Origin of the sequence: Bacillus sp. BHET2 (assembly GCF_005938125.1) — a bacterium.
Classification (GTDB): Bacteria; Bacillota; Bacilli; order Bacillales; family Bacillaceae_B; genus Rossellomorea.
In genome coordinates this window covers 465,575-490,964 of sequence record NZ_VCQN01000001.1, presented here as the reverse complement: position 1 = coordinate 490,964, position 25,390 = coordinate 465,575, and the positions used below count along the sequence as shown (strand labels likewise).

The following is a 25,390-nucleotide window of genomic DNA, read 5'->3' as shown; positions in this document are numbered from 1 at the left end:
AAGGAAGCTATCGCTAGTGGCATATACACCACACATTATTCATTGGTACCTAATTTTTTTATATACTCCGACTCCAAGATAATATCCGACACCTATGCCCATTATTATAAAGCCATAGACAATAAATCCCATACCACTCCACCCTCTGATAAAGACAATACCTACTACAAAGGATATATAACCTATTATTGATATAGACAAAGGAATTAAGAACCCTTTTTTACTTTTCGCACTAAAGAAATGAATAGAAGTCAAAAGCAAAATTGCAGTCAATGTTGATACAGCAATTACCGCGTCTCCATAATACTCCCACCACATAGAAATCTCCCCCGTTAGTATTGACCTGCCATTGAATGATGCAACCTATTAGTGGTTGCTTGTTCAGCAATTCCCCTTCAAAAAGGGATACTATACCAAATATAATTAAATTTATTTTTAAATCCTATTTTTTCAGCAACAGAATTAGAAGGTATATTTACCTCCATACAATTCCAATATGGAGTCAAATTATTCTCTATACAATCTTGCACAAAAGAATGGGCTACTTTTTGTGCAAGTTTTTTTCCTTGATGATGTTTTAAAGTCTCAATGTCTATACCATGTACATTTCCAGCTACTGCTCCTGAGAAACAAACGCTTACAATTTCACTTTCATAAACAACTAAATACCCAATACCATTATTTAAAAATCTTTCAAATGAAGTCCAAAACTCTAAAATCTTCGAATTCAAAAATCCAATGTTTTTAAATGTTAAACAACCTTCATTTCCCAAGATGTTTTTTGTGATTTTTCTAACTTCATAGCCTTGCTCTAATACAGGTTCATTTTGTATTCTATAATGATCCTTTTGCAAGTCATAAACCCTTTGATTATAACTTTTCAAATTTTCGCCAAATACTTTTTTGATAGTCTCATTCCATTTCGAATGGTTACCTATGGCTTCAAAAGCTGTTAAACCAACTTTATTGGCATCAGATTTGATTACTGTATTAAAAAAATTGTTTAATTCGAAATTAAACCCCTCATTTTCTTCGTTACCAATGAAGATAAAGCCATTATTACTTCCCAACCAAATTAATCCAGAGGTTGGTGCATTAATATCATCTACAAATATGCGACCAGAATTCTTCCCTTCAATTATAGCCTTTGGTTCTAGGTGTCCTTCTTCATATAATAATTCTTTACACTTATAAAATTCAGACGCTTTAAGCTCTGAAATCATTCGTTATCATCCTCTCGCCTTTTAAGATAAGCTGACATTGGAATTACTACCAATTATTTCAAATTTTCACTTATCAGACAATCCTTAATTCAAATAACTGTCCATTTAATGAAAAGTCCCCTCTTTTAACCACTGAAACAATAATGCAAGAAACGCATATCCAGATGACTGAAATATCCATACAGATCCCGCTCCCATTTCAAAGAAAAAGAGCCCGGTACACACCAGGCTCAACGCATTCAACAATACTCTTTCGTCTCTTCAAGATACTGAATAATCGCTTCCTCCAAAGGTTTAATAGCCGTTTCCCAGAAGGATGGGGCGCACAAGTCCTGCTGTAAGAACTGATGGCCGAGATGCTCCATGGAGTGATTTCCAGAACTCCGCAGAAGCTGATCGTATCGTTTGGGAAACGTTTCTTTCTCCAATTGAAAGAGAGAATACATGCCGTTGCTGAACAAGTATCCAATCGTATAGGGCAGGTTGTAGAACGCTTTTTCTGTATTGAAGTAATGGGGAATCGACATCCAGTTATGTGCATGGACTTCTTCCAGTGAGTCCTCAAACCAGTCCCGTTCTGTTGTCTCCATTAGCTGAACAAGTTCACTGGCTGACAGCTTCTGACTTCTTCGCTTGTGATAAAAACGTTGCTCAAATTCGAATTTGGCCGGAATGTATGTGATATATTTCAGACCGTTGGTGATTTTCATTTCGAGCAGTGATAGACGATCTTCTTGTGTTGGGGCTGAATCGATCGCAGCATCTAGTACGAGGTTTTCGGCAAACGTCGAGGCCGTTTCAGCAAGTCCTGTGCCAACTTTATGGGAGAATCCAGGTTCTTCATACAGGAGCGAATTGTGATAAGCGTGGCCGAGCTCATGTGCGATGGTTACGACATCCTGGTAATATCCTGTGAAGGAAAGCATCACACGACTCTCCTTAGATTGAGGGAAGGATGCACAAAATGCACCGTGTCGCTTGGCATTAGAAGGCTCCGCATCAATCCAGCCATCAGCGAACGCATTTTCAGCAAACCTTCCTAGCTTCTCGTTATAATCGCGGAATCGCCCGATTACGATATCGGCGGCTTCCTCGTAAGTCAAGGTCGCCTGAGAAGTGAAAGTCGGGGCATAAATATCATACCAGCTCACCTTTTCGACTTGTGTTAGCTCTGCTTTTCTTTTTAAAAATCGATGCAGCAAAGATTTGTTCTTGTGGAGTGCTTGCATCATACTGTTGATTGACGCTTCACTGATCCGATTTTGTTCCAACATTTCTTTCAACGGGTTTGTCCAGCCTCTTAACCTGTATAGTTCATTGCGATACCCCACAAAATGGTTGAAAATCGATGCGAAACGATCTTCATTTTCACGACAAACCTTCAAAAGCGATCCAGCGATCTCCTGTCTCGTTTCTCGGTCATTGGAAAGCATCGCACGTACATAGGCCATATCAAATGAGAGATTCTCAGTACCATCGTCATTCCTTACTGGCACAGTAAGACGAGCGAATTCCTCCATATAATGGTCTTCCCATCCGTCAAAACCATGAATCGAAAGGGAATGAATCACCTTTTCCAGATCAGGATCTAACTGATCTTTCACTTTTTTCCTCTGTTCTGTCACAAATCTTTCCATTCCTGCAATAGCCGGGTGCTGGAGAAACGCCTGCCAACTCTCCTCGGGGATACGAGCAAGATACTGAGAATACGCGAGGAGGAGTGTATCCATCTTCGCCTTTACCCGATTGCTCTGATCACCAAAGGATTGCGCCTTCTGATTATGAACATCTTCCGCTCTGATGCAAAAAATATATTCATCCATATCAAATACCTTCGTATACAGCTCTTGTACACGACCAGTCACCTCAACCGCCTCGGCAGTTTCAATTGAAACGTAATTTCCCAATTCCCCTTGTGTCTCGTCAATATATAAAAGGATTTCTTGGATTTGTTCTTGTATCGGACTCTCGCCATCGCCTGGGTGTACACGTGCTAGATTCCACTTCTTCGTTTGCAGTTGCGTCAAAATCATCCCTCCCTATTCATCTATCTAAATCGTAACGGTAATTGGAATTATTTTCATCCGACCCCAGACTGAGTTTATGGATGAAAACGGAAATTCTCTTCACGCCTACTGAACTAGCAAGTGTCAATGGCTTCATTTAGTAGAATCTATAGGATGTTGATCCTAAATGTGCGCTTCAAACATACGATTCACGTTCTCTACGAATGGATCAGTCTACCGTTCTACAAATTCAATCACTTTATCTTGCGTCAACCACTCAAAATGAAGACATTAGCATTCACTTTCTTTTTTCATAATCATTTATTTTCCATTCAAACTGAATATCAGGAAGATTCTCTTCATTTTCATGTCCTCTTCCTATAATTTTGAATCCATTCTTTTCATAAAATCGTTGGGCGTGTTTATTTACGTCAAATGTGTACAATGTCAATCTCCCAGTGGACCGGTCTTTCACTCTATCTAATAATATCTGACCGATCCCTTTTCCTTGATATCCTACGTGGACGTAAAGTTGACTAATTTCCGTTTCACTATAAGCCACCATTCCAACCACGCTTTCGCCGATTAGTGCGACATCAATTTGAAATTGTTCAGGTAGTATATTCGTTAAAAAATACAGGTGATTTTCAAAGCTATGTTTCTCTTTCTGTCCAATAGCTTGTTCTTTACTCTCCCTCCACATCTTCACGGTTTGTTCTGCGTACTTGGACTGAAAAGGGGCAAAATTTAGTTTGGGTTGGATCATCTGTGAACCTCCTACCTTAATGAAATATTCTATATCCGCTGAAGAATTCCCACAGGCTTCTAAAAAATGATCAGAGAATCGCCTAAACGTATTAACCTCAGCTAAATCAACTTTCTTCATTAACTTATTTTACCATAAGTAAAGGAAACAAATTAATAACTCTCTTTGTAAATGAAACCAGAATTGACAGTGGGAATTACTTGTTGATTAGTCTATCTTCCACCGAATAAAGAAGGAATAATTTTTGATATAAAACAAAACGCCCTGTGCCAATTCACAGGACGTTTCTAATTTCATGTCAATGATATGCACCCCAAAATGGTACAGATGACTATCACAATCAATGTGGTCTTTTTACCCTATTTTGTTTCTGCTTCATATATTAGCATGGAGGATTGATCATCATCCGGTACAGCATATAATGTGATTCCCTTATCCGCATTTTCAAGATAGACAGGATTCCGAGTCACCACATGACCTTGAGGTGAAGTCATTGTGATAGGCAGCTCGTGTACAATTTCCATTGATTTCATATCCAGCAACGTTATTCCACCTAATTCATATTTACCTTCAGAACTTCCTTGCTGGTGGAATTCTGTCATCCCGCTACATATCATATTATCATTACTAGAACTCTCACAATCTTGATAATCGATAAAGTGACTTGGATTATTGGATTTACTTACTACCTTCCCTTTTTTATTGAATTCATAAAATGACCTTGAACCCCAGTTTACTGCTTTTAACTTTCCTGTTTTCCCATCTCGTAAAATACCTCCAATATGGTCATTTGCTCTAAACATTTCTTCCGACTTCAGTGTTTCCGGATCCACTTTATAGATGATAGATTTACTGTTAGGCCGATACTCGGCAACAGATACCCATATGGATTCGTCATCATAAGAAATACCTCCTGGGTGGTAGATATCTCCTTCACCGAGCTTCAAATCGTTTAAGAGCTTACCTTTTTTATCGAAAACGAACAAATGTCCAATTCCTTTTCCTGTTGAACGGTCGTATCCTTCTTGTGGATGGTCATACTTTACAGGTTTTTCAATTATTTCTACAGAGGTCATATAGTAAAGGTCTCCGATTTTAGTCATTCCTTGTGGATGAAATGTATTGAATTGTAGATCTACCTTTTCCTTTTGTTCCCATTGGGTGTTACGAGAAAGCTTCTTCACGTTTTTTTCTAGCTGATTTCCTTCTTTTCCATAAGGAACGGCATTTGGAAAAGCGAAAGCCGTTGTAGTGGTACCAATCGAAAGTGCAATAACCAGTGTAATCATTAATTTTTTCAATTTTCATCCTCCTCATCTGCAATAAAAATTAAGTACTCTCCAAATCGATGAATAGAATCACCTTTTTGAATTTTTGACTTCTTCATCTTACTAAAGAGATATTTTTCTGCAGTTAAGTGAGGGTTAAGCTTTGTGAACATTTTATTACAGACCCACTTGAAGATAAGAGGTTAAAAACACTAACCATTAGTTCATACTATTCGCAAAGAATGCACATCCGCCCTGCGAATTATGAGCAATCACCATCAGAATACTCTTGTTAATTTTTTTGGATTCAATAGAAATATTACAGCTCAATCTATTTTATCAGCTCTACTATCCTCATTAATTGATGTACTGTGAAAGAAAGAGGAAGGACGGAAGTTACTAGAATGAAAGGGGGGTTATGAATCAAGCTGCTATTCTGGCTTACGACGAAAATCACCACGCACCAATATAGTGTTAATGATAGTACTCTATTCACCATTTCAGATTTGAACATAGATCAACACTCCCCCTTGAATTTTGATAAGTAGATCAACCTATCTACGATCGATGGAATACTCACACAAAAATCGTTCAACCCCTGGATACTTCTCTCCCAAGCTAATGATCGTAAATCCGAACTTCTGATAGAACAAGACTGCATCTTTATCTGTCTCTGCCAAAACATTTGTTACCTTATGCATGTCTATGATATTTTGAATCATTTCACTGGCCATTCCTCTTCCTCTAACTCGTGGTGATACAGCTAGATGCTTGATTTCACACGTAGTCAGCCCGATAAATTCAACCCCTATGCATCCCACCATTTCCCCTTCATGTTCGAGTGCAAATAATTCTCCGGATGGTGATTGAAGGTATTTTTCAAAATGATGTTCGGCGTTAGACGTTGAATAGGACAATAGCTGTTTAATTGAAGGGTAGTTGTCATTTCCCTCAATCTTAATCAAAAACCAATCATCTCCTTTTCAAAGGGGGTTCCTCTGAATGTATTCAATGGAATAGTTTCTTCATATTTGGGCTCATTAAGCCTTATATGAATATAGCTGTTCCTTTCCATCAACTCATGGATTTATCTAAAATCTTTGTAATAAAGTCCGTTTTACCTTTTGTATATTCAGCTCTATCCGTGGAATTTTCAGCTAGCCTTCTTTTGGTCTTGTCATATTCAGCAACAGCTTCTGGATTGCTCCTAAGATAGTCCCTGAAAGCTAGATGTCTTGCCAATTCCAAACTATCTTTCGTGCAAACGTATAAATGATGATCCATCCAATTCTTCTTGTGTCCATCCCAAGGTGTAAAATGATCTTGTCTCCCAAAAGATTCTCTGCCTTCAAAACTCCATTCTTCTTGATGAAAGTATCCAATCTGTTCAAGAGCATGACTAACTGCAGGCAACACACAATCATTTTCTACCACCACATCGATGTCCAAAATCGGCTTTGCCCCAAGACCCTTTACAGCTGTACTGCCTACATGTTCTACTCGAATCATTAGGTCACCTAGACTTCCTTCAAATACTTTTCTTAATGACAGAAATGTCTCTGTCCAGTGATCGTCAAACTCACAGATCTCAATACTAGACAATGTTAAGCCCCCCCTGTTGAACAAATGGATGCTTGCCTCTCACCACTTAAAACTCTATATAAAACGGATGAGCACTCTCATCCAGACAATATTCAATCCTTTGCCTGAAATTATTAAACGTCACCATTTCCAATGCCACTTCAATGGAGAAATACCCCACTTCCTCACTTTCAGAAGCAGTGGTAAACTCGCCACCAACCGGTTTTGCTAAGAACAAAGTATTGCAAATAGATGCCCTTACGTTTTGGAAGATTCCACAGAATTTCATTATTTCTACATCAATACCTGATTCCTCTTTGGTTTCACGGATTGCAGCGTCCTTCAAAGATTCTCCCTCTTCCACCTGCCCACCAGGCATTTCCCAGCCATTCCTCGGACTCTTAATCAATAAGACTTCCTTTTTTTCATTCAGGACGATCGTTGCTGCTGATACGATATGTTTTGGTGGTACGTAGATATTTTGTAGATGTTGATTGGATGCCAAGAGAATTCCCCCGCTCGTATTTTTTGTTCAAGAAGAAATACTGAACATACCAATTATTTCAAATAATGGGTTTTTTATCAATCATTTTAAGAGGTTGTTTTCGTAAACTTTAAATAACGATTTGAAGATATAATTAATAATGGTACATGATTCAATTAACACTTCCTCAAAGAAAAAGGGGTTAATCTCGAATGAGATCAACCCCTTTCAGTCAAATTTATTTTTGATACAGTCTTTCCTCTATTCCCTGATATTTGCGACTGTTCTCCCTTTTGTTTTTCCAGCAAGGATGTCAGCTAGGGTTTGAGGAAGTTCTTCTAATGACACTTCCTGTTCAATGTCAGTTAGTCCTTCAGGCTTTAAGTCCGTTGCCATTCGCTCCCACAACTTGACTCTTAACTCTTTAGGGCAATACACTGAATCAATCCCTAGTAAATCGATACCTCGAAGGATAAACGGGAACACAGTGGTCGGTACATCTACTCCCCCTGTCAATCCACTTACCGCTACCGCCCCACCGTATTTAGTATTGCTTAATACAGAAGCCAATGTCTTACCGCCGACTGGATCAATGGCAGCTGCCCATTTCTGTTTTCCGATCGGACGAATTTTCTCAGGGGTTACATCTTCACGTGAGATGACCTCTGTTGCCCCTAGTTTCTTTAAGAAATCATATTCTGATTCTTTTCCCGTGCTTGCAATGACGTGATAATTTCGTTTGGCAAGCATTGAAACGGCCATGCTTCCTACGCCGCCTGTGGCCCCTGTCACTAATACGGGACCATTTTCAGGAGTTAGACCGTTTTCTTCTAATTGATGGATGGAAAGTGCTGCTGTAAATCCTGCCGTCCCAAAGGTCATCGATTCTTTCAGTGTCAATTGCTCCGGCAGTGGTATCACCCAATCGCCAGGGACTCTCGCATATTCACTGTATCCACCGAAATGGGAAACACCAAGTTCATAGCTCGTCACGATTACTTTGTCGCCCTCTTTATACCGAGAATCGTTTGATGAAGCCACGATTCCTGCAAGATCTATACCGGGCACAAATGGATAGGATTTCACAATATTCCCATTCGGAATACTCGCTAAACCGTCTTTATAATTGACGCTGGAATAATGAACTTCTATTGTCACATCACCGGCTGGTAAGTCATCAACAGATAGTTCTTTAATCTTTACTGAAAAATCGTCTTCTTTTTTATTCACAACAAGAGCATTAAATTGTATTGACATGTCAATATGTCCCCTTTCGAATCTATTCATAAATACTTTGCTCGTTCATCATAGTATATTTTATACTGACCGGTCAATTTATTTTGTCTGGTCAGTATAAAACACTCGTACAAGTCAATAATATCTAGTATACTTATCGTAGGTTTTAACTGGAGGTTCGATGTCACAATGGCTAAAAAAGCGGAACAAAGACGAAAACAAATACTAAAGGCAGCGTTTCAGGCAGCATCTGAAAAAGGGTATGAATCTGTAACGCTGCAGGATATTGCCAATTACGCAGATGTCAGTAAGGGCGTAACCAACTATTATTTTAAAAATAAAGCGGATGTATTCGCTCACTTATTCGAATGGATTACAACAAAAATATATGAAAAAGAAGCCGAATCGATTGCTGAAAAAGAAACAGCGATTGAAAAGCTTGAAGCCTATATCAACCAGGTGTTCATCAGTCCGGAAGAAAATAAAAGCTTCTATCGAGTCTACCTGGACTTTTTAGCACAAGTAAAAAATGATCAGAAGTACGGAGAAATCAATCAACGATTCTATCAAAACTGCCGGTCCATCACCGAGCAAATTATAACTCAAGGAATCGAAGAAAATGTGTTTCAAGTAGACAACATCGAGCAAACGTCCGTCAGTATTCGATGTATGATTGATGGCAGCTTAATTCAGTGGTTAATGAAGGATGATGAGAGCTTGCATGGGTATTATCGAACTATGTGTTATGAGTCGATTCTTCGCATTTTAAATTTCAAAAAATAATCTTCTATGTATACAACAAACGGGCCAGCTTTGGTCCGTTTGGTCTCTCTTTCTATTCAATTTTACTAAAGTCTTCTCTTCTTCTTAAGTGATAGCACAAATGCAATCACAAATAGAATGGACGACACCAAAATGGTTGTACCGGAATCGATTGGTGTTAGAAAACCTGCAATAATTAGAATAATGCCCAAAATAATTAATCCTGTAGTCACTTTAGGTACCCTTATAAATGAGCACTTTATCAAATAGTTATACTGATACAGGATTCATATAAGCCATTAAAGTCAAAATAATCAAAACGATAGGTAGTAGTATACCAATCACACTACAAATGATACCTGCAATAGCCATCTTCTTCCCCTCTTGATTAAAACGCTTTATTTCTTTCCTTCCTATGATACCAAAAATTAAACCAACTACACCCAGGATAATCCCGATAAATGGAATAATCACAGTCAAAATGGAGACTATCCCCAAAATCATTCCGGTTGTAGCCTTGCCATTTGTAACATTTTTTTCTACCATATTTACATTCGTCATTAGTACATTTCCTCTTTTCATCTGAAATTGCTATTTTCATAAACTTAGAAAACATTTATCCAATTGGAGAACCCATATAACATTCCTGTGTTTCGCTACAAGAACGTGACTAACATTAAAACAAAACTAATAAGCGTAAATAACGCAGAACCATAAAAAACGGCCCCTACATTTGCTTTCAGTTCATTATCCTTCTGAATCTTCCATCCTGCCTCACTTGCCTGCATCGTAGCTCCCTTGGATAAAGTGCCACCACTACTGTTAAAAAAGAAAAGCACAACCGTTAATCCAAGGCCGATGAAGAAACTCCATTCACCATAGGAAAATGAAAACACCATACTCGCAATCCACACACATAATGCAATAACCAGAGCAGAACATAAAGATCTTACTGATAATTTTTTCAAGTGAAATCCCCCTTTTCTTACATTTACGATATCAAACTTAAAAAGTTTCAATCTTCAGTCATAAATATATGTAAGAATCACGATAAAGGCGATCATTACTTTTTCTGCAATCATATATACGAATTGAAAAGCAGGCAGATTTTCAACTGCCTGCTTTAAAGAATCATTTTATTATCGTTGACCCTTGAAGCAACTCAGGCTTTGCACCTAAGATCAACAAGAACAGCTTCGAATCAGTGATTTGACAATGTTTTTTCATTATGTTCTTGAGCTTCGAGATATTCGGATTGTCCTTCAGTTTCCTCACTTCCTGCTGATACAAGTCCAGTATCGAACCTCTTACAAATTGGGGCTCATAGTCCGGCAACTCTTTGTCTCTTAATAATGAACCCATATACCCGTATTTTAGCTGCAATTGTCTCGTAAGGCTTACAACATGGACCAGCTGCTCATTCAATTCAGGAAATTCCTGTTTTAACTCTTCCACATCTTTTTTTGCTTCGTGCAGTTCGTTCATTCCTGCTACCATTGTTGTCATGATGCCTCTCCTCCCATATTCCATGGTTTTTCCAATCCTACGATTTCCATGAGTTCTTTACTGTGTTTTCGTCTGATCCGTCTTCTTTCAGCCCGTTCTTTCCCTGATTCGAAGAGAAATTTCTCTTCAGCTGTCTCCGGCACAATTTCCGGAACTTTGATCGAGTTTTTATGTTCATCCAATGCGACAAAGGTAAGAAAGGCAGTTGCTGCGATTCGTCTTTCCCCTGTGATCATGTCTTCGGCAATCACTTTACAGAAGATCTCCATCGACTTATTCCCGACATATGAGACGAAGGATTCAACGCACACCGAATCGGATTGATGAATCGGATATAGGAAGTCGATGGAATCGGTGGACGCTGTCACACATTCCTTAACTCTGGCATGACGTCTTGCAGATAACGTGGCATTGTTATCCAGCTTCTTCATCAAAACACCGCCGAACAAAGTATTGTAGTTGTTTAAGTCATTGATCATAACCTGATCGGTATTCACGACCAGACTTTCTTTTGGATGCTTCGTTTTTGACATTATAGACCAATCCCTTCTGTGCTATTTGGTTTCTCAAACGTTTGATAACCAAAGTGTACGCCCGCAGGTGCGATAAGTGAAATGAATGTTCATTATCTTCAGCATAGACACTGTCTATGCAACGGCTTTCATTCAAGTGAAATCAATATGATTTTTTCTAAAATCAGGTAAATTATTTTTATTAAAAACAAAAAAGAGCATCTCTCAATCCGAGATGCTCTCTATCAATCGTTCCTGTGTAAACTTCAACCATTCTGTTGTAGCATACGATAAATATTGATTTTTTCTCCAAATAATCGCAAGATCCCATTCGATCACCGGCTTCACTACTTGGATGGCGATCAGATCCTCTTTCAGCAACTTATAGACACTCGTAGGCAGAATAGAAATCCCGAGTCCCGCTTCAATCATCTTCCCGATGAAATCCCATTGAGAGCTCTCCGACACAACCTTTGGAAGAAAACCTGCTTCTTTACATGCTCCCCTGATCCGGTCATTCAATGCAAAGTCCTTATTAAAGAGAATAAGCGATTCATTCTCCAGTTCCTTCAATTTAATCTGCTTCCGAGAAGCCAACTGATGAGTTCTAGGCACCACGACCCGGAGTTCTTCTTTCATGAAGGAAAAGTGATGAAAATTGTCTTCCGTTGTCGGCAGGACAGCAATCCCTACGTCAAGATGATCGCCTATAATATCTTCTTCAATTCGTTTCGTCCCATTTTCAATCAGCTGAAATGTGATGCCAGGATACAATGCATGAAATTCCCCCAGCACCTTGATGAAATGACCGGCATCCATGATCGGCGGCAGCCCGATGCGAATATGCCCCCTCTGAAGTCCAATCAGATCATCCAGTTCATGCTGAACATTCTCGAATGCTTTATCAATCGTCTGGGCCTGCTTCAAAATCGCCCGTCCTGCATCTGTCAACATGAGCTGCTTCCTCGACCGATCGAACAATTCCACCCCAAGCTCTTCTTCTAAATTCCTGATCATCTTACTGATGGTTGGTTGGGTCACAAACAAAGAATCTGCTGCCCGTGTAAAGCTCTTGAATCTCGTCACTTCGATAAAATATTTCAAGTGCCTGATGTCCATATACTCACCTATTTCTTTTCGATGCTACACTTATTTTTATATGAATCCATATTAGCATACCTATTGTATATTCACTTATCGTTAAAATAAAGACATGAAGAATTCCGTATTTCATAGCAAGGAGAGTCTATCTATACTAACCGGGGCATAATACCGGATTGGTCGCGAAAAAGGGAACTCCATTATTTTTGGGGTTCCCTTTTTCTTAATACTTTCAATAAAGACTTTAATAATGATGCTTGATCACTTCAATTCCCTCTTACTTAAACGATAATCCCCTTTCCTCCAACGCATTCCTAAGTTTTGGTATAGAGGAAGGTCCCATACCGTGAAAGGCGAGAATTTCTTTCTCACTGAATGTTGATAACACCTCTAAAGACGTCACTCCATTGTTTTCCAACGCTCTTCTGGCTGGTGCTGAAAGAACAGAAAGAAATCCTGTTTCCGGTTTTCGTTCTTCTTCACAAATAGGGCAGGACGGACAATCGCTCTTTTTCACATATTTATGCCCGTTGTCGCACATTCTCACGTTCTCTTTTGAAGTCATGATTATACCTCACTCTTATTATTCTGGGACTCGGTTCTGATACAAGATCAGAGTCATTGTATTTAATCCAACCGTACCAATGAGAAGCACTGACGCGATGGTCACCATTACCCCCGTTATGTCCATAAGAGCTGACCAATCCTCAATAATGACTAGATGATAGTGATAAAACATCTGGAAACATAGTGATATAGCACACGCACTCATGCTCAATACGGAAAACGCGACCCCTCTTCTATGCTCATTTCCCCTAAATCGCATGAGATTAATGACTGGAAGAATCCAAGCGAGCAGTCCCAGCAATAGGCTTCCAAGATTGAGTAACCCGATCATATTAATTCTCCACCCCTTATATTCCTTTTCCTCCATACCCATGATGCCACGAGAAGAATTATTCCAACAGAAGCCCCTAGCAACTGATCTATCAATACTTCTCCCGTTTTGACAAAATGAATCGTAAACGTTCCACCAAATATCACCATAATGGTGATCGCTAATCGAATGAGATACCCGTTTATGTTCATCCAATCCCTCCACTATTCGTTGCTTATTATCCATTATTCCAAAAATTGTTAACAAATTCAAAGGTTCTTTTCGAGTAAATGCGATCCTCCAAAAAAAAGAATTCCTCAATGAGTTTTTCAATGTTCCTCCCTTACTTTTATTTCATCTTGTATAAACTATTGAAGGTAATGAGGTTAATTATTCGATCCTTTGTTCCCTGTGCTCATCTATGTACCATCCGACAAGATGATACCCCAAAGAATATCCACCCCAAAAGGGTAGCCCCATCTCCTCACACCCGAACATAAAAGAGTCTGTAGCTTCCCCCTTTTCGTGTATATGCTGCTTATATTTCGTATTCCATAACATTCGGGCATCGGTTTCCGAAAGAGCATCTTTATATGGTCCAAGGAATGCTTCGCCCAACTCCACTCGTACAAAATGCTCTGCTAAACCTTCTAACACTAAACGATCCAGTAGAGTTTCATCCTCTTCAGCAATCGATAACTGACTCATTCTCCAATGATGATGGTACTCGTGAAAGATTACCGACTTTAATGCAGCCCTCACTTTCACATGTGGTTCGACGATAAAACACATTCTTCCATTCCAATCCGTAAAGGCAGATACTCCCCCAAGCTTTCCTTTCACAAATTCATCGGTTTCATCTAGCAGAAACAACTCAAAGTTTATGGGTTTCGAAGAAGGATATTTCGTTTGTAAGGAAACTAATTCAGTGTAAATGAAGTACTCATAGTCAAGAGTGCATAATTCTTCAATTTGCACTTTTAGAGAATGGACGTTTGCATGAATATTGAACATTCCAAAAAACAACAACGAATCAAGTTCTTCTTTGGATACCTGAAATACTTCTGTAAATAACCCTTCTCTTTCAACAATACCTTTTTCTTGTAACTCATAAATGAATCGTTTCATCTGACTTACCCTTGGTATTATGTTCACAGCTTCGATTCGAATGATCATGCCCTCCATCCAGTTTGGCTATAATGCTCCCATACAATCACAAAATGTTTTCTCTAATGTAAATACAGCGTACTCACATTAAATTCAATCACCTTTGAACTTGGTTTAGAATCATGCTTAAAACAATATCCTCTGTCATCTCATTACCAATCATCGTTTCACCTTTCATCCCAAGGACATCTTCTTCTATCCACCAAGCACGTAAAGATTCTTCCCCGAATTCCTTCCCCTTTGAACGGGTATTATGCCGTCTGAAGGTTTCCGCGAAGGATAAATCGAAATAATAGGCATACGCTCTGTCATTATAGTACTGGATTAAATCGTGAATCATTTCGCCGTAACGATCATTACTTAAAATCCCTTCGAGAATGACAAACTCACATTTACCTTTCCCGTATTCTGTAATTTGACGGATCAAATCAAGTGATAGATTTCCCTTTCTATCATGAACTTTCAACATATCCCGCCGAACGGTATCTTGAGAAACAAGGAGGGTTCCATGTCCGAAATGATCCTGAAGTGCTTTTGCAATCGTTGTTTTTCCACTACCTGAATTTCCTCTTAGTATAATGAGTGTAGATTCCATGACTTCCTCCATTCTTGAGCATTTTATTTCATTTCATCATTTATAATAAAGAATATATAACCAAGGGAGGACTAGGTAAAGGAATGATTACTCCTCCCATAACCTTTTCACCCCAACTAAATCCCTACTTTTAAATTCCATGCGATATATATCTGGCTTTGAAGTATTCAATAGAAAATCCATATCATACTGTTTGTCAAAGTAGCTCATCATCAACGTCATAACCAATCCGTGAGTTCCTATTACAAGCTTTCGCCCTTTGTAGATATCTAATAAGTCTATCAATACGTTTACGGCTCGTTTCTGACTTGTATGATTAGATTCCGCACTAGGCAATCTAAAGTGAGGATCTGTAAATGATTCGTTTAATATCATGTATAAATCTTTATCAGAAACTCTCATTTTTCCAGCAGAAAACATTCTTTCTTTTAGGTTTTCGAAGATGATTACTTCTTGCCCAATTTGTTCAGCAAGCTTTTGTACGGTTAAGATTGAACGGTTGTATGGGCTAGAGATTACAACATCGATTCCTTCGTCTCGCAGTATCCTTGTTACTAATTCTGCATCATGTCTCCTCTTATCCGTCAATCCCCTTGTTATCTCTTCCCCATCTTCTGCGTTCATTATGGGTATTTCGTAAATACTCTATGTCCATTCCTCTCTCTGAAACATCACGAATCCCTCTTCGCATTAGTTCCGTTTCACCATCCGTATAAAAGTAAATCATGACGTCGAATAAATTGGGATTGCTGAACGCAACCGTCATCCCTTCAATAATCGTCAGGTTGTTTCGGGAGGTGATTAGCTGACTTCTTTCATATTGAACGTCCATCGTATAGAAGTCCATTCCCTCTCTCACCATCTTGAGGTCCCGGTCCAGTGCCAACATATGATGGGCATTGGGATGACAGGCGGTCATTTTGGATTGATGGATTTCACTTTGATACTCATATTGGATGGATGTATGCTTTCTGACGTCTGAACTAACGATATAAGGATCGGTGTTGATATAGTTAATATCCTTTCCTTCCAGAAGCGTCAAAAGCTTCTTTGCAAATGTGGTTTTCCCTGAAGCACCGTGTCCTGAGATGCCGATGATCATTTTTGTATCTTGATTGTTTAGTAGACTTGCCAGATTATATAAGATTTTGTCCATGAATTCTCTCCTGATCATCAATCATTGTTATTTATGTCAACCTATAGTCTTCTTCACTTCGCTAGTGATGCGGCCAATCTCACAAATTCCTCACTGTCCTTAATGCATAATCTCATCCCTTTTTCCCAAAAGGCTCCCTCGGTGATGTCTTCCCCCAAGTGCTTCATAACGAGATCTTCTGCAGACATGCTTCCTGAATCCTCCAGCAGTGACAAGTAGTGCTGTTCAAATTCTTTCCCTGTTTCCTTGGCTTTCGCAAAGAAATTCAACGCAAGTAAATATCCAAATGTATATGGAAAGCTATAAAAGGGAGATTCAGTTTTATAAAAGTGGGGCGTCCATACCCATGAGTGAATCGGGATCTCATCAAGAGACCCATCATAGCCCCGTTCTATGGCTGACTTCATTAGCTCGTTTAGTCTGGTAGCGGAAACGAACCCCTTTTTTCTTTCTTCGTGAAATTCTTTTTCAAAGATGAATCTTGCGTGAAGGTTCATAAAGTTCATGACGCTTCGCTTTAGTTTCTCATCGAGGATGAACAGTTTCTCTTCGTCGGAATTCGCTTTCTCCATGGCCGCTTCCAGTATGATCATTTCAGCGAAGGTTGAAGCCGTTTCTGCCAAGCTCATGGGATACTGTTTGTTGATCCCATCCACAGATTTCATGGCATGGTTATGAAAAGCATGCCCCAATTCGTGTACAAGGGATAAAATCCCTTTGAACGTGTTATTGAAAGTCAGGAATACCCTTGATTCACCTATTTGCGGAAAACCTGCACAAAATGCCACCGCTGACTTATTCGGACGATTTTCAGCCTCGACCCAACCTTCCCCGAATGCTTTCTCTGCAAACTGGCCCATTTCAGTTCCAAACCCATGAAATTGCTCCTCGATCAACGCGGCCGCTTCACTATATTCAATGCTTTGTTGTTCGTGATTCATCAGAGAACCAAAGTGAAAGGATTTCATTTTAGAATCGCCATTCATTTTAGCTTTCACATTCAAGTAATCGGCAAAAGGCTCTTTATTCTTCTCAATCACGGATAACATGGCATGCAGTGTTTCTTCCTTCATGCGATTTTGGGCAAGGGGGACGGAGATCACGTCCTCGACTCCTACGCTTTTATACATGTTCAAGCGGAATCCCGCAAGATGATTCAAGATTTGAGCGAACATTCCCTCATGCTCAGCCCACTTCTCCACCAGTGCCCTATGGGACTCTTCCCGTACAGACGGGTCTGAATGAGAACGAAGATTGAGAGCCTGTCCAACAGATAGCTCCTGGTTCTTTACTTCGACTTTAATACTGCTCATGAACGATTGATAGAACTCCCCCCAGGAATGATACCCATCCACCATGAGGTCTGACATTTCCTGAGAGGGTTCCCTGTCCGCATCGTCTTTCCATTCAGTAAGGACGAAGCGATACTCTTTTAATTCCTTTGTTTCTAGCAAATTCCGCCAAAGAGATTTCTCCGTTATAGCTAACCTCTTTTTAAAGCGACTATTAATTGATTCATAGCGTGAAAGAAGAGCAGTAGTCTTGCCTCTATAGGATTGAGCTACCTGATCTTTCGGGTCTTGGGCAAGAAGGCAAATGACGAAGGATCTCGCTTGGGATATACACAATTTTATTTCTCGAAGTTCATGAAGTATGTCAGCTATTTGATATGCATCACTTTCCTCTCGTGGAGTCTTCCACTCTTTCAATTTCTCATCCAGTTCCTTGATATAAACTTCCGTCTGAATCATATGGTCATGAAGATCGGGTGATCCGCTTCCGCCCTTAAAGATGCTGTCGAGATTCCATACTGATTTATATTTAGTTTGATTCATCATTCTCTCCCCCTATCTATCGCCTCGAACGAAACGTATGTTCTTATTTTACCTCGATTTGAACTTTTTTCCAAGTTCGATTTGCAAGAAAATTACGAAATATTTAACTAATAAAAGAAGGAAACTCCTCTAAAGTGGCGAGCACCACATTGGATATGGTTATCTTAAAAAATATTCTCTTACTTCCTGCCAATCATTTACCCGCTTAAAAGAAGAAATCTCCACATTATGAGGTGCAGTAAATAATAAGCCCTTTCCTCTGAACCCTTTGAAATGCCTTGGGCTGTCGTCAATCAGATAGTCTGCATCAATAATGCTTTTATTCCCACAAAAGACAAAATTCAAGTCTGATATAAAAGGAAAGTGTTCTTTCAGCCACTCATATTTCGCTGAAAAGGATGACGGGTGCTCCATTGCTGCTGTCGTGATGAATATCTCGAAATCTTGACTGAGTTCCTTTATTACCTCCTGACTTGCTTCCATTACCTCAAGGTCCCTAAAGAAACCCGGATCATCCACATACGCAAGAATCTCATCTTTTAACTGGGGACGAATTTGCCATAGCCTTGTACATTGTAAATCTTCAAGTGTCAAAACTTCATCATACTCGTGGTTATATAGGTCCAAATGCTTCTTTTGAAAATCAGCAATCACCTCATCCATATCAATGGCGATGGTTTTTCTTCTTTCATTATTTATCACCATGGGAATATTCTCCTCCCTCTTCATCACTTATCAAACCTAAAAAGTTCATCACCAAAATATAAAATGGATATACTATCAACATCCCAATCAGCACAATGCCAGAAGCCGGATTAGGAGTGTCCCCTCTATAGGTGGTAGGAAAAAATGTGGCGGTAACATAAACAAACAGGATAAAATATGGAAACCAAAGAATAGAAGTCCAATAGCTTTCCTTCCGTTTTCCCATCCAATTTTTAGTGATTAGATAAAATAGCACCGTCCCCAAAATGAGATCGGCCATAATAAGGAATCCACTGACATCATTGACAGTAGCGATATCCCAGCCCGTTCGTCTACTCAACCTGTATACATTTACCATTAACTCGGTCGGTACCAGAATCATGAGAGCATATAAAATGCTCATGAGATTGACTTTCAAAAAATAGTTCATTTTCAAATCCCTTCCACTTGTATCTGTATACCAATTATTCCAAAATAAAACAATGTTCTCAACTAAAAAAAGAATGACCATCACAAACGATGACCATTCTTTCTCCACTATTCCTATATGTTTTGAACTGCGACTTGGATCTCATCCCTACCTGACACGAGATCGAAGCCCTTGTTGAATGTATGTTCCTCTGACAGGGAAACCACGATGGTGCGTGCCACATCTTCACGGGGAATTGAGCTTCTAGATAGATTTTCTCCAGCTGAGACCTTCCCAGTACCCGGTTCATTCAATAATCCTCCCGGGCGGATAATCGTATAGGTTAAGCCACTCTGTACAAGGGCCTGATCAGCGAAGTGTTTTGCTACATAATAAGGCTTCAAGGATTCATTCCAGTTCTCGCGGTTATGAGCCTGAAGTGCACTGACCATGATGAAACGATCGACCCCGGCCTGTTTCGCGGCTTCCATCGCTTTCACCGCTCCATCAAGATCGATAAGTAACGTTTTATCAGAACCTGTGCTGCCACCTGACCCAGCTGTAAATACCACTGCCTCGGTACCATGAAGTCCCTTAGCAATGTCATCGACTGTTCCTTCTAAGTCAACCAGTGAAGATTGAACTCCCTCTTGCTCAAACGCCTCCGCCTGCTCTTCCTTTCTTACAATGGCTTTCGGCGAATGATTATTGTTTTCTTGTAAAAGTCTGATCACATGCTTCCCGATTTGTCCATTTGCACCTACAACAGCTACGTTCATTCCATCATCTCCTCATTCCGATTAATGTAGTATGAATTAATTTTTACATGGGTAGTAATTGATTACAAATCATCTGTTTGAGGGGGATCTTTTTTTTATTGCATATCAGAGTTCCCCAGCATGTATGAATATGAAAATAACTGGAATAACCGAAATAATAATAATGAATATTAGGTAAAGGACAAAATGTATGAATGAAACATTCCACTTAAGATGATACCCAATCCCGATCAGGATGATTGAGAACAAGAGGCATGCCAATGTCCCAAAGGGTTCATACATGCCAAAGGTGAGTTGGAGAAATGAGCCTTTCCTCTCATCGAACGCTATGAAATTCAGTACGGATCCAATCATCAACACGATTCCTAGGATAAGGACGACATCTCCCCTACGCATTTCCGTCATCTTTTCCCTCCCTCGAAGAAGCTCTATTATTTTACTCTGCCCTTTACAGCCCTGGTAGCCATAAACGTTTTAATATGTTTGTCTAAAATCCTCGTTCCCCCAAAGTCATCTTCGTAGAAACCTGTAATGACCAAACCGGCATCGATTTGACCTTGGATTTGGTCTTCCAACGTGTGGGCATATTCAATCGTTTGATTTGAATCAAGATATACCTGAACCTCATTCTCAGATAAATGATCCAAAGTGGAGGAAGGAATAGAGTGCTTGACGTCCAAAACCCCTTTTCTTTCTTCTGCATCATCAAAGATCCATAGTAGAGGATTGGTAAACCCGGAAATAAGAATGCCTTTATCTTTTAAAACCCTGGAAGCCTCTTTCCATACAGGATGAACATCCTTCACGAATAAATTGGAGACAGGATTAATGATCATATCAAAATATTCATCTTCAAAATTGCTAAGATCCACCATATCTCCTTGTACGGTCTTCAATGTTAAACCTTCACGTTGAGCTACTTCCTCATCTTGTTCTAATTGCTTCTTGGATAGATCCGTAACCGTCACGTCAGCTCCTGCGGCAGCAAGAACTGGAGCCTGCTGTCCTCCGCCAGAAGCCAAGCAAAGTATTTTCAGATCCTTTAACGATTGCGGAAACCAACTTTTTGGTACCGATTTCTCAGTTGTGACCGTGATCTCCCATTCACCATTTCTACTTCGCTCAATGATTTCACTACTGACCGACTTTGTATACCTGGATCCTTCTTCGACCTTTTTGTCCCAGGCACTGCTGTTTTGTTGTGTTGTATCCATATGTATTGCCTCCTATATGTGAGATTTTATTATTATGAAAACCACTCTACACCTTTGATTTGAATATTTTATTGATTAGATAGATTAATTGATTCCTGCACTTGCTTTATTGCATAAGCAGGGAAAAATCTACTTACGATTATCCGATCGCTCCCGAAACATTCATCCTTCCTGAAACGCATATCGCCTTCTCTACCATTGATAGATCGAGGTGTATTAGATGAATAGAATGCTGATTTTGTCCATATGTCTGAATCTTTATAGGCGTGAAAGCTGAATGAGGGAACTAAACGCGTATGAAGAACTGTCTGTTGAAAAAGTGATTCAAGGAAAAGTCATTCGTATAGAAATCAAATAGAGGCCTCTACCACAACATGAGAGAATATTGGCGGGGTTTTGGGAAAGATGTACCTATACTAAAACAACGTGTAAGAAAACATACAAAATACGGCGGCAAGTCCGAAAGATGGGCCCATGCTCTCTTTTAGTAGATAATTCTCTATGCCATCTAACAAATGAATCAACCCAAGTACCATCATAGACCATCCCATATAATTCATGGAAGTATCATTTAAAAATGCCATAATGAGCAAAATCAGGGCAAAGACTAATAATATGCTATTCATAGTTCTAATAGGTTTAATAGTACGTTTATTTTGGCTTTCTTTAAAAAACAAGCGGATAAATCGTTTCATACTCCCTTTTCTCTCCGTTCATTGATATTTCTATCTACTATTTTCTATCTCTAATTTCTTCTAAAACCTTAATGACAACCTTATTCTGCATTTCAATATTTTTCAATCTTTTCTCAATGATACTTGATGAAAAAAACACGATAAGAATAATGGCGATTCCAATCAATGAATTCATATGCCCCCTCCAAATGCTTCTATTTTGATTCATTACACCCATTTAAGAATAGACTAATAGAAAATGGTATACCCAACAGGCAAGAGTGCAGCGCTGACACTACCAACTGTAATGGAAGAGGTAAGCATCACTTTATACTTTTGATTTGTTATTTGTCTCCGCTCTAAAGCGATTTGTAACACTTTAATCATCGCAAACACCGTTTGATAGATGATGACAAACGCAAAGAAACAAATCAAAAATACCTCTATGATTATCACTCACCTACTATTTATTATACCCTTATTTTACCACAAGAATAGAATTCTGATAGTAAAAAACCATCGATATCTACACTAGAAAAACGCCCTATCTCATTGTATAGGGCGTTGCTTAAATCAGATCTTATTTTGCATCTTTATCCGGCTGATGAATCCCGAAGATGTTCCCTTCTGTATCTATGTAGTAACCCTGCCAAGCCATTCCAGGAAGAGCATATTTCGGCATAGCGACTTTCCCGCCATTTTCGAGGATTTTCTTCTCGGTACCGTCGTAATCTCCCACTCCCATTGTACAAGCATACCCATTTAAAGGCTTGTTCGCTTCAGGAGGAGGACCTTGACGCTGCATCAGCGCTCCGTTGATTCCCATCTCATTCTCATCCCCTGTTACCGCCCCAAAATAAGGCATTCCGGCGAATTCACTCCAGTCTTCGAACTTCCATTCGAATACCTCACCATAAAACTTCTTTGCCCTGTCCATGTCATCAACATGGACTTCGAAATGAACTATTCTTCCCATCATATACCCCCTAGGTCATAATTTCAAATTATTCTGATAAATTACCTGTTGCTTCTTCATCTTACCCATTTTCACGAGGCAATTCAATAGTGTATATTGATTTTTTGAATATATAGAAAAAGGATGGCCATTGTTCATCTTCATAATGAAATAAAGACGATCAACGGCCATCCATTTGTTTCTTTACAATTTATCATCAACTTCAGATGTATCTACATCTTCCCCAAACCAATCCCTCAATTTTGCCTTTGCATTTACTTTCACCTCATCATCGATATACATGGCGACCTGCAATAAAGCCAACCCCAATGCTCCTAGGTCATCTGTAAATCCGATTCCAACCGCAATGTCAGGAATAAAGTCAGTCGGAAGAATGAAATAGCCCAGCGCACCGATGATCACCATCTTCGCTTTCACAGGGATATCCGGTTTTTGCAGCACAAAGTAAAGAAGTAAAGCCGTATATACGACGGAATGTCCCGCCTTTACCCCGTATTTTTTTAACTTGTCCCAGAACTTTTCTTCTGAGTAATGTTTTTCTGTGTTGGTCATATCATTATCCCTCCACCTATAAACTGATTTCTTGTTACATATTATTGTAAAAGCTTTTTGGATAATAGACAACTTCAGGCAGCATCACTGTTAAGTCTAATCTAACTCAATTGATTAATATATGTTTGATGATTTCTTAATTCTCGTTGATTATTTTTCTTCGTAAAAAGAGCTTGATTAAAAATTCATTCTTCACTTCCATTTTGCCCTACCTTATACAACATGTATCCCGTAGTAAATGTGAATAGTACTAAAAGAACAGCACTCACACTAGTATTTAAATTGTAGGCAGTCTCCATATTATCCAAAACTGCAGAGTAAACCCCTGCCATTACTGCCATTAAAACGATTCTCCCTGGCCCCATAATTTTCCTCATTTATGATTTTTCAGCTCCCAAGCAGCTATTATATACTATTTTATCTTTTCCATCTTTACAGTCTTCTTTATGTATCCATGTCTATCCCGAGTCCCGCTTTTATCTGATTCACATTGAGAGGACAAATGGCTACCATCCTTCACCGTCACATCACTTGATATCAGCCATGAGACCATTCATAATTCATTTACATATGACCCCCCTTGTTTCATCGCGCTCACTTAGCGGCTTCGTCCATCCATTCAAATGTTCAGGCCCCCCATTCACTCCTATATATATAGGTTTTCAACCTATATATATAGGAGTGAACGGGAAATCAACACCTTGGTATAATTGATTTTTTACGTATACTTCACTCTAAAAGGGATCTTCAGATTGGTTGTGTGCTTTCCATTACTTCACTTCAACCGAAAACACATAACTCCCGTCTCCCTGCTTCCAATTGGAGATTATATGATACACATATACCCCCTTCTCTTTTGGAACCCCCAGAAAATCATCCTTTATTTCCACTATTTCTACCTCCTCCTCCCCCATCCATCTCTCCACTTCCAGCGTTTTTGGCTTCTTATCAAATGTAACTTTGATCTTTTCATTTTGGGATACCGTAGTTGGTTGATATTCATCTGCCATGGCCACTACGCTTGAATACTCCTTATCCACACACTGACCTGAAATAAATCCCTCCCAACAATAAGAGCCCTCTGATGTCGGAATGGCAACTTCCCCTACGGTTACATTTGGTGTCGGCGGCGCTGTTCGAATCGGTTGTATAATAAATAAAACAACAGCTATCACTGCAATGATATTGATAATCGTTAAAATTTTGTTCACGGTCTACACCCCTTTTGTACATTAGACGAATAAAACTGAAAAGTCGTTACCCTTTTTCCCTCTCCCGCTTCATCAGCATCCCCATCGGAAGATACGTCACAAAAAATACCACAAGTGCTGCGATTTCTAGATTCATATAATACTTGACTCCCGTTCCGAAAAAGGACAAGATCGTCTTGGATTCCGTAGGATTCGCCAGGTAGAAGAAATTCGTATCGAGAAGAATGTTCAGGAAGAAGATCGGTAGGGCGAGAAGATTGACCATGAGAAAGCCGGTCCAGATGGCTTTCCTTGGGACCCGGTACCCTTCATACACGACGAAATAAAGAACGGACCACGCAATGGCTGCATGATGGAGAAAGTATTTAAGAAAGCGAAAATGAGGAAATTGATAAGCCATTTCAGGTGTCACCATGCTTAACATCGGTGGGAGAAACCCGATAAAGAACAACAAGTAAAATGCCTTCTGATTTGACTTCAGAAACAGATATACCGCGATAAAGGTGCTGACAGAACAGAGCTGTAGAGGTAAATCCCCCACTTCCCACGTTCCTGTTATAAGTAGCCAGATATGCCACGACACCTCACACAGGACCAACACCCAGAATAGCGTCCACTTCAAAATTGACTGATATCTCTTCAGGAAATGTCTGAAGTAAACCAACCAAATCGATACAGCCACAAACAGCAAAAGCACAGTGATATGAGAAACAGAAAATAATTCAAACGTACGCATTTCTGTCACCGAAAACATCTCGCCACCCCTATTCGTATGGAAAAGTGGTTATCATGAAT

At 39.4% G+C, this 25,390-nt stretch carries 36 protein-coding genes and 1 pseudogene; 1 reads left to right on the top strand and 36 read right to left on the bottom strand.

The window, feature by feature from the left end:
* Window positions 1-39: 39 nt before the first annotated feature.
* The 9 genes from FGG79_RS02575 to FGG79_RS02535 form a co-directional block, all read right to left on the bottom strand.
* Window positions 40-318 (bottom strand): hypothetical protein, encoded by a 279-nt coding sequence (locus tag FGG79_RS02575; protein ID WP_138776191.1) that lies wholly within the window; start codon window positions 316-318, stop codon window positions 40-42.
* A gap of 77 nt (window positions 319-395) precedes the next feature.
* A complete protein-coding gene (locus FGG79_RS02570) occupies window positions 396-1,223 on the bottom strand; it encodes a GNAT family N-acetyltransferase (protein WP_138776190.1) in 828 nt (275 codons plus the stop codon).
* Window positions 1,224-1,462: 239 nt separating this feature from the next.
* Complete coding sequence (locus tag FGG79_RS02565; protein WP_171050761.1) at window positions 1,463-3,250, bottom strand: M3 family oligoendopeptidase; 1,788 nt, start codon at window positions 3,248-3,250, stop codon at window positions 1,463-1,465.
* Between the two features lie 277 nt (window positions 3,251-3,527).
* The gene (locus tag FGG79_RS02560; RefSeq protein WP_138776188.1) at window positions 3,528-3,995 is read right to left on the bottom strand and encodes a GNAT family N-acetyltransferase; all 468 of its coding nucleotides are present in this window, start codon (window positions 3,993-3,995) and stop codon (window positions 3,528-3,530) included.
* 359 nt (window positions 3,996-4,354) lie between these two features.
* Window positions 4,355-5,296 (bottom strand): DUF6454 family protein, encoded by a 942-nt coding sequence (locus FGG79_RS02555; RefSeq protein ID WP_138776187.1) that lies wholly within the window; start codon window positions 5,294-5,296, stop codon window positions 4,355-4,357.
* A gap of 521 nt (window positions 5,297-5,817) precedes the next feature.
* Window positions 5,818-6,228: a GNAT family N-acetyltransferase gene (locus FGG79_RS02550; RefSeq protein ID WP_138776186.1), complete on the bottom strand. Its 411-nt coding sequence runs from the start codon at window positions 6,226-6,228 to the stop codon at window positions 5,818-5,820.
* Window positions 6,229-6,337: 109 nt separating this feature from the next.
* Window positions 6,338-6,865 carry a GrpB family protein gene (locus FGG79_RS02545; RefSeq protein ID WP_138776185.1) on the bottom strand — a complete coding sequence of 176 codons (528 nt, stop codon included), beginning with the start codon at window positions 6,863-6,865 and terminating at the stop codon, window positions 6,338-6,340.
* 46 nt (window positions 6,866-6,911) lie between these two features.
* Window positions 6,912-7,349 (bottom strand): NUDIX hydrolase, encoded by a 438-nt coding sequence (locus FGG79_RS02540; protein WP_240794183.1) that lies wholly within the window; start codon window positions 7,347-7,349, stop codon window positions 6,912-6,914.
* Window positions 7,350-7,589: 240 nt separating this feature from the next.
* Window positions 7,590-8,585, bottom strand: a complete 996-nt coding sequence (locus tag FGG79_RS02535; RefSeq protein ID WP_138776184.1) for an NADPH:quinone oxidoreductase family protein — start codon at window positions 8,583-8,585, stop codon at window positions 7,590-7,592.
* A gap of 168 nt (window positions 8,586-8,753) precedes the next feature.
* Here FGG79_RS02535 and FGG79_RS02530 point away from each other — a divergent pair, with 168 nt between their 5' ends.
* Window positions 8,754-9,347: a TetR/AcrR family transcriptional regulator gene (locus FGG79_RS02530; protein WP_138776183.1), complete on the top strand. Its 594-nt coding sequence runs from the start codon at window positions 8,754-8,756 to the stop codon at window positions 9,345-9,347.
* Between the two features lie 65 nt (window positions 9,348-9,412).
* Here the strand turns inward: FGG79_RS02530 and FGG79_RS21610 are convergent, their stop codons facing one another.
* The 27 genes and pseudogenes from FGG79_RS21610 to FGG79_RS02410 form a co-directional block, all read right to left on the bottom strand.
* Window positions 9,413-9,559, bottom strand: coding sequence for a hypothetical protein (locus FGG79_RS21610; RefSeq protein WP_171050760.1), 147 nt, complete (start codon window positions 9,557-9,559; stop codon window positions 9,413-9,415).
* Between the two features lie 37 nt (window positions 9,560-9,596).
* Window positions 9,597-9,887: a DUF4190 domain-containing protein gene (locus FGG79_RS02525; protein ID WP_171050759.1), complete on the bottom strand. Its 291-nt coding sequence runs from the start codon at window positions 9,885-9,887 to the stop codon at window positions 9,597-9,599.
* 95 nt (window positions 9,888-9,982) lie between these two features.
* Complete coding sequence (locus FGG79_RS02520) at window positions 9,983-10,294, bottom strand: hypothetical protein (RefSeq protein WP_138776181.1); 312 nt, start codon at window positions 10,292-10,294, stop codon at window positions 9,983-9,985.
* Window positions 10,295-10,457: 163 nt separating this feature from the next.
* Window positions 10,458-10,832: a hypothetical protein gene (locus FGG79_RS02515; protein WP_138776180.1), complete on the bottom strand. Its 375-nt coding sequence runs from the start codon at window positions 10,830-10,832 to the stop codon at window positions 10,458-10,460.
* Window positions 10,829-11,365, bottom strand: a complete 537-nt coding sequence (locus FGG79_RS02510) for an acyl-CoA thioesterase (protein ID WP_138776179.1) — start codon at window positions 11,363-11,365, stop codon at window positions 10,829-10,831. The genes FGG79_RS02515 and FGG79_RS02510 overlap by 4 nt, the downstream gene beginning before the upstream one ends.
* Before the next feature lie 204 nt (window positions 11,366-11,569).
* Entirely contained in the window at window positions 11,570-12,463 is an 894-nt protein-coding gene (cidR, locus tag FGG79_RS02505) for a cidABC operon transcriptional activator CidR (protein WP_138776178.1), read from the bottom strand.
* Between the two features lie 259 nt (window positions 12,464-12,722).
* Window positions 12,723-13,013: an RNA polymerase alpha subunit C-terminal domain-containing protein gene (locus FGG79_RS02500; protein WP_138776177.1), complete on the bottom strand. Its 291-nt coding sequence runs from the start codon at window positions 13,011-13,013 to the stop codon at window positions 12,723-12,725.
* Window positions 13,014-13,028: 15 nt separating this feature from the next.
* Complete coding sequence (locus FGG79_RS02495) at window positions 13,029-13,343, bottom strand: hypothetical protein (protein ID WP_138776176.1); 315 nt, start codon at window positions 13,341-13,343, stop codon at window positions 13,029-13,031.
* Complete coding sequence (locus tag FGG79_RS02490) at window positions 13,340-13,534, bottom strand: hypothetical protein (RefSeq protein WP_138776175.1); 195 nt, start codon at window positions 13,532-13,534, stop codon at window positions 13,340-13,342. Before FGG79_RS02490 ends, FGG79_RS02495 begins: the two co-directional genes overlap by 4 nt.
* A gap of 178 nt (window positions 13,535-13,712) precedes the next feature.
* Window positions 13,713-14,498: a DUF2268 domain-containing putative Zn-dependent protease gene (locus tag FGG79_RS02485; RefSeq protein ID WP_138776174.1), complete on the bottom strand. Its 786-nt coding sequence runs from the start codon at window positions 14,496-14,498 to the stop codon at window positions 13,713-13,715.
* A gap of 88 nt (window positions 14,499-14,586) precedes the next feature.
* Window positions 14,587-15,084: a kinase gene (locus tag FGG79_RS02480; RefSeq protein WP_138776173.1), complete on the bottom strand. Its 498-nt coding sequence runs from the start codon at window positions 15,082-15,084 to the stop codon at window positions 14,587-14,589.
* Between the two features lie 87 nt (window positions 15,085-15,171).
* Window positions 15,172-15,708, bottom strand: coding sequence for a histidine phosphatase family protein (locus FGG79_RS02475; RefSeq protein WP_138776172.1), 537 nt, complete (start codon window positions 15,706-15,708; stop codon window positions 15,172-15,174).
* Window positions 15,698-16,240: pseudogene (locus FGG79_RS02470) on the bottom strand (phosphoribulokinase); the annotation flags it as partial. The pseudogene FGG79_RS02470 and the gene FGG79_RS02475, both read right to left, overlap by 11 nt.
* Window positions 16,241-16,293: 53 nt before the next feature.
* Window positions 16,294-18,075 (bottom strand): M3 family oligoendopeptidase, encoded by a 1,782-nt coding sequence (locus tag FGG79_RS02465; RefSeq protein WP_138776170.1) that lies wholly within the window; start codon window positions 18,073-18,075, stop codon window positions 16,294-16,296.
* Between the two features lie 159 nt (window positions 18,076-18,234).
* Window positions 18,235-18,780, bottom strand: coding sequence for a 5' nucleotidase, NT5C type (locus FGG79_RS02460; protein ID WP_138776169.1), 546 nt, complete (start codon window positions 18,778-18,780; stop codon window positions 18,235-18,237).
* On the bottom strand, window positions 18,767-19,210 hold the full coding sequence (locus tag FGG79_RS02455) for a hypothetical protein (RefSeq protein ID WP_138776168.1): 444 nt from the start codon (window positions 19,208-19,210) through the stop codon (window positions 18,767-18,769). The genes FGG79_RS02460 and FGG79_RS02455 overlap by 14 nt, the downstream gene beginning before the upstream one ends.
* A 113-nt stretch (window positions 19,211-19,323) precedes the next feature.
* Entirely contained in the window at window positions 19,324-19,968 is a 645-nt protein-coding gene (locus tag FGG79_RS02450) for an SDR family oxidoreductase (protein ID WP_138776167.1), read from the bottom strand.
* A 105-nt stretch (window positions 19,969-20,073) separates the two neighbouring features.
* On the bottom strand, window positions 20,074-20,373 hold the full coding sequence (locus FGG79_RS02445) for a hypothetical protein (protein WP_138776166.1): 300 nt from the start codon (window positions 20,371-20,373) through the stop codon (window positions 20,074-20,076).
* A 26-nt stretch (window positions 20,374-20,399) separates the two neighbouring features.
* The gene (locus tag FGG79_RS02440) at window positions 20,400-21,182 is read right to left on the bottom strand and encodes a class I SAM-dependent methyltransferase (protein WP_138776165.1); all 783 of its coding nucleotides are present in this window, start codon (window positions 21,180-21,182) and stop codon (window positions 20,400-20,402) included.
* Between the two features lie 416 nt (window positions 21,183-21,598).
* Complete coding sequence (locus tag FGG79_RS02435; RefSeq protein WP_138776164.1) at window positions 21,599-21,877, bottom strand: hypothetical protein; 279 nt, start codon at window positions 21,875-21,877, stop codon at window positions 21,599-21,601.
* Window positions 21,878-21,914: 37 nt separating this feature from the next.
* Window positions 21,915-22,052, bottom strand: a complete 138-nt coding sequence (locus FGG79_RS21605; RefSeq protein ID WP_171050758.1) for a hypothetical protein — start codon at window positions 22,050-22,052, stop codon at window positions 21,915-21,917.
* Window positions 22,053-22,105: 53 nt separating this feature from the next.
* On the bottom strand, window positions 22,106-22,291 hold the full coding sequence (locus tag FGG79_RS02430; RefSeq protein ID WP_171050757.1) for a hypothetical protein: 186 nt from the start codon (window positions 22,289-22,291) through the stop codon (window positions 22,106-22,108).
* 145 nt (window positions 22,292-22,436) lie between these two features.
* A complete protein-coding gene (locus tag FGG79_RS02425) occupies window positions 22,437-22,832 on the bottom strand; it encodes a VOC family protein (RefSeq protein WP_138776162.1) in 396 nt (131 codons plus the stop codon).
* 183 nt (window positions 22,833-23,015) lie between these two features.
* Window positions 23,016-23,384 (bottom strand): YkvA family protein, encoded by a 369-nt coding sequence (locus FGG79_RS02420; protein ID WP_138776161.1) that lies wholly within the window; start codon window positions 23,382-23,384, stop codon window positions 23,016-23,018.
* A 185-nt stretch (window positions 23,385-23,569) separates the two neighbouring features.
* Window positions 23,570-23,725, bottom strand: a complete 156-nt coding sequence (locus tag FGG79_RS21600; protein ID WP_171050756.1) for a hypothetical protein — start codon at window positions 23,723-23,725, stop codon at window positions 23,570-23,572.
* A 429-nt stretch (window positions 23,726-24,154) separates the two neighbouring features.
* Window positions 24,155-24,595 carry a hypothetical protein gene (locus FGG79_RS02415; protein ID WP_138776160.1) on the bottom strand — a complete coding sequence of 147 codons (441 nt, stop codon included), beginning with the start codon at window positions 24,593-24,595 and terminating at the stop codon, window positions 24,155-24,157.
* Between the two features lie 46 nt (window positions 24,596-24,641).
* Window positions 24,642-25,349: a YwaF family protein gene (locus FGG79_RS02410; protein WP_138776159.1), complete on the bottom strand. Its 708-nt coding sequence runs from the start codon at window positions 25,347-25,349 to the stop codon at window positions 24,642-24,644.
* Between the last annotated feature and the right edge of the window lie 41 nt (window positions 25,350-25,390).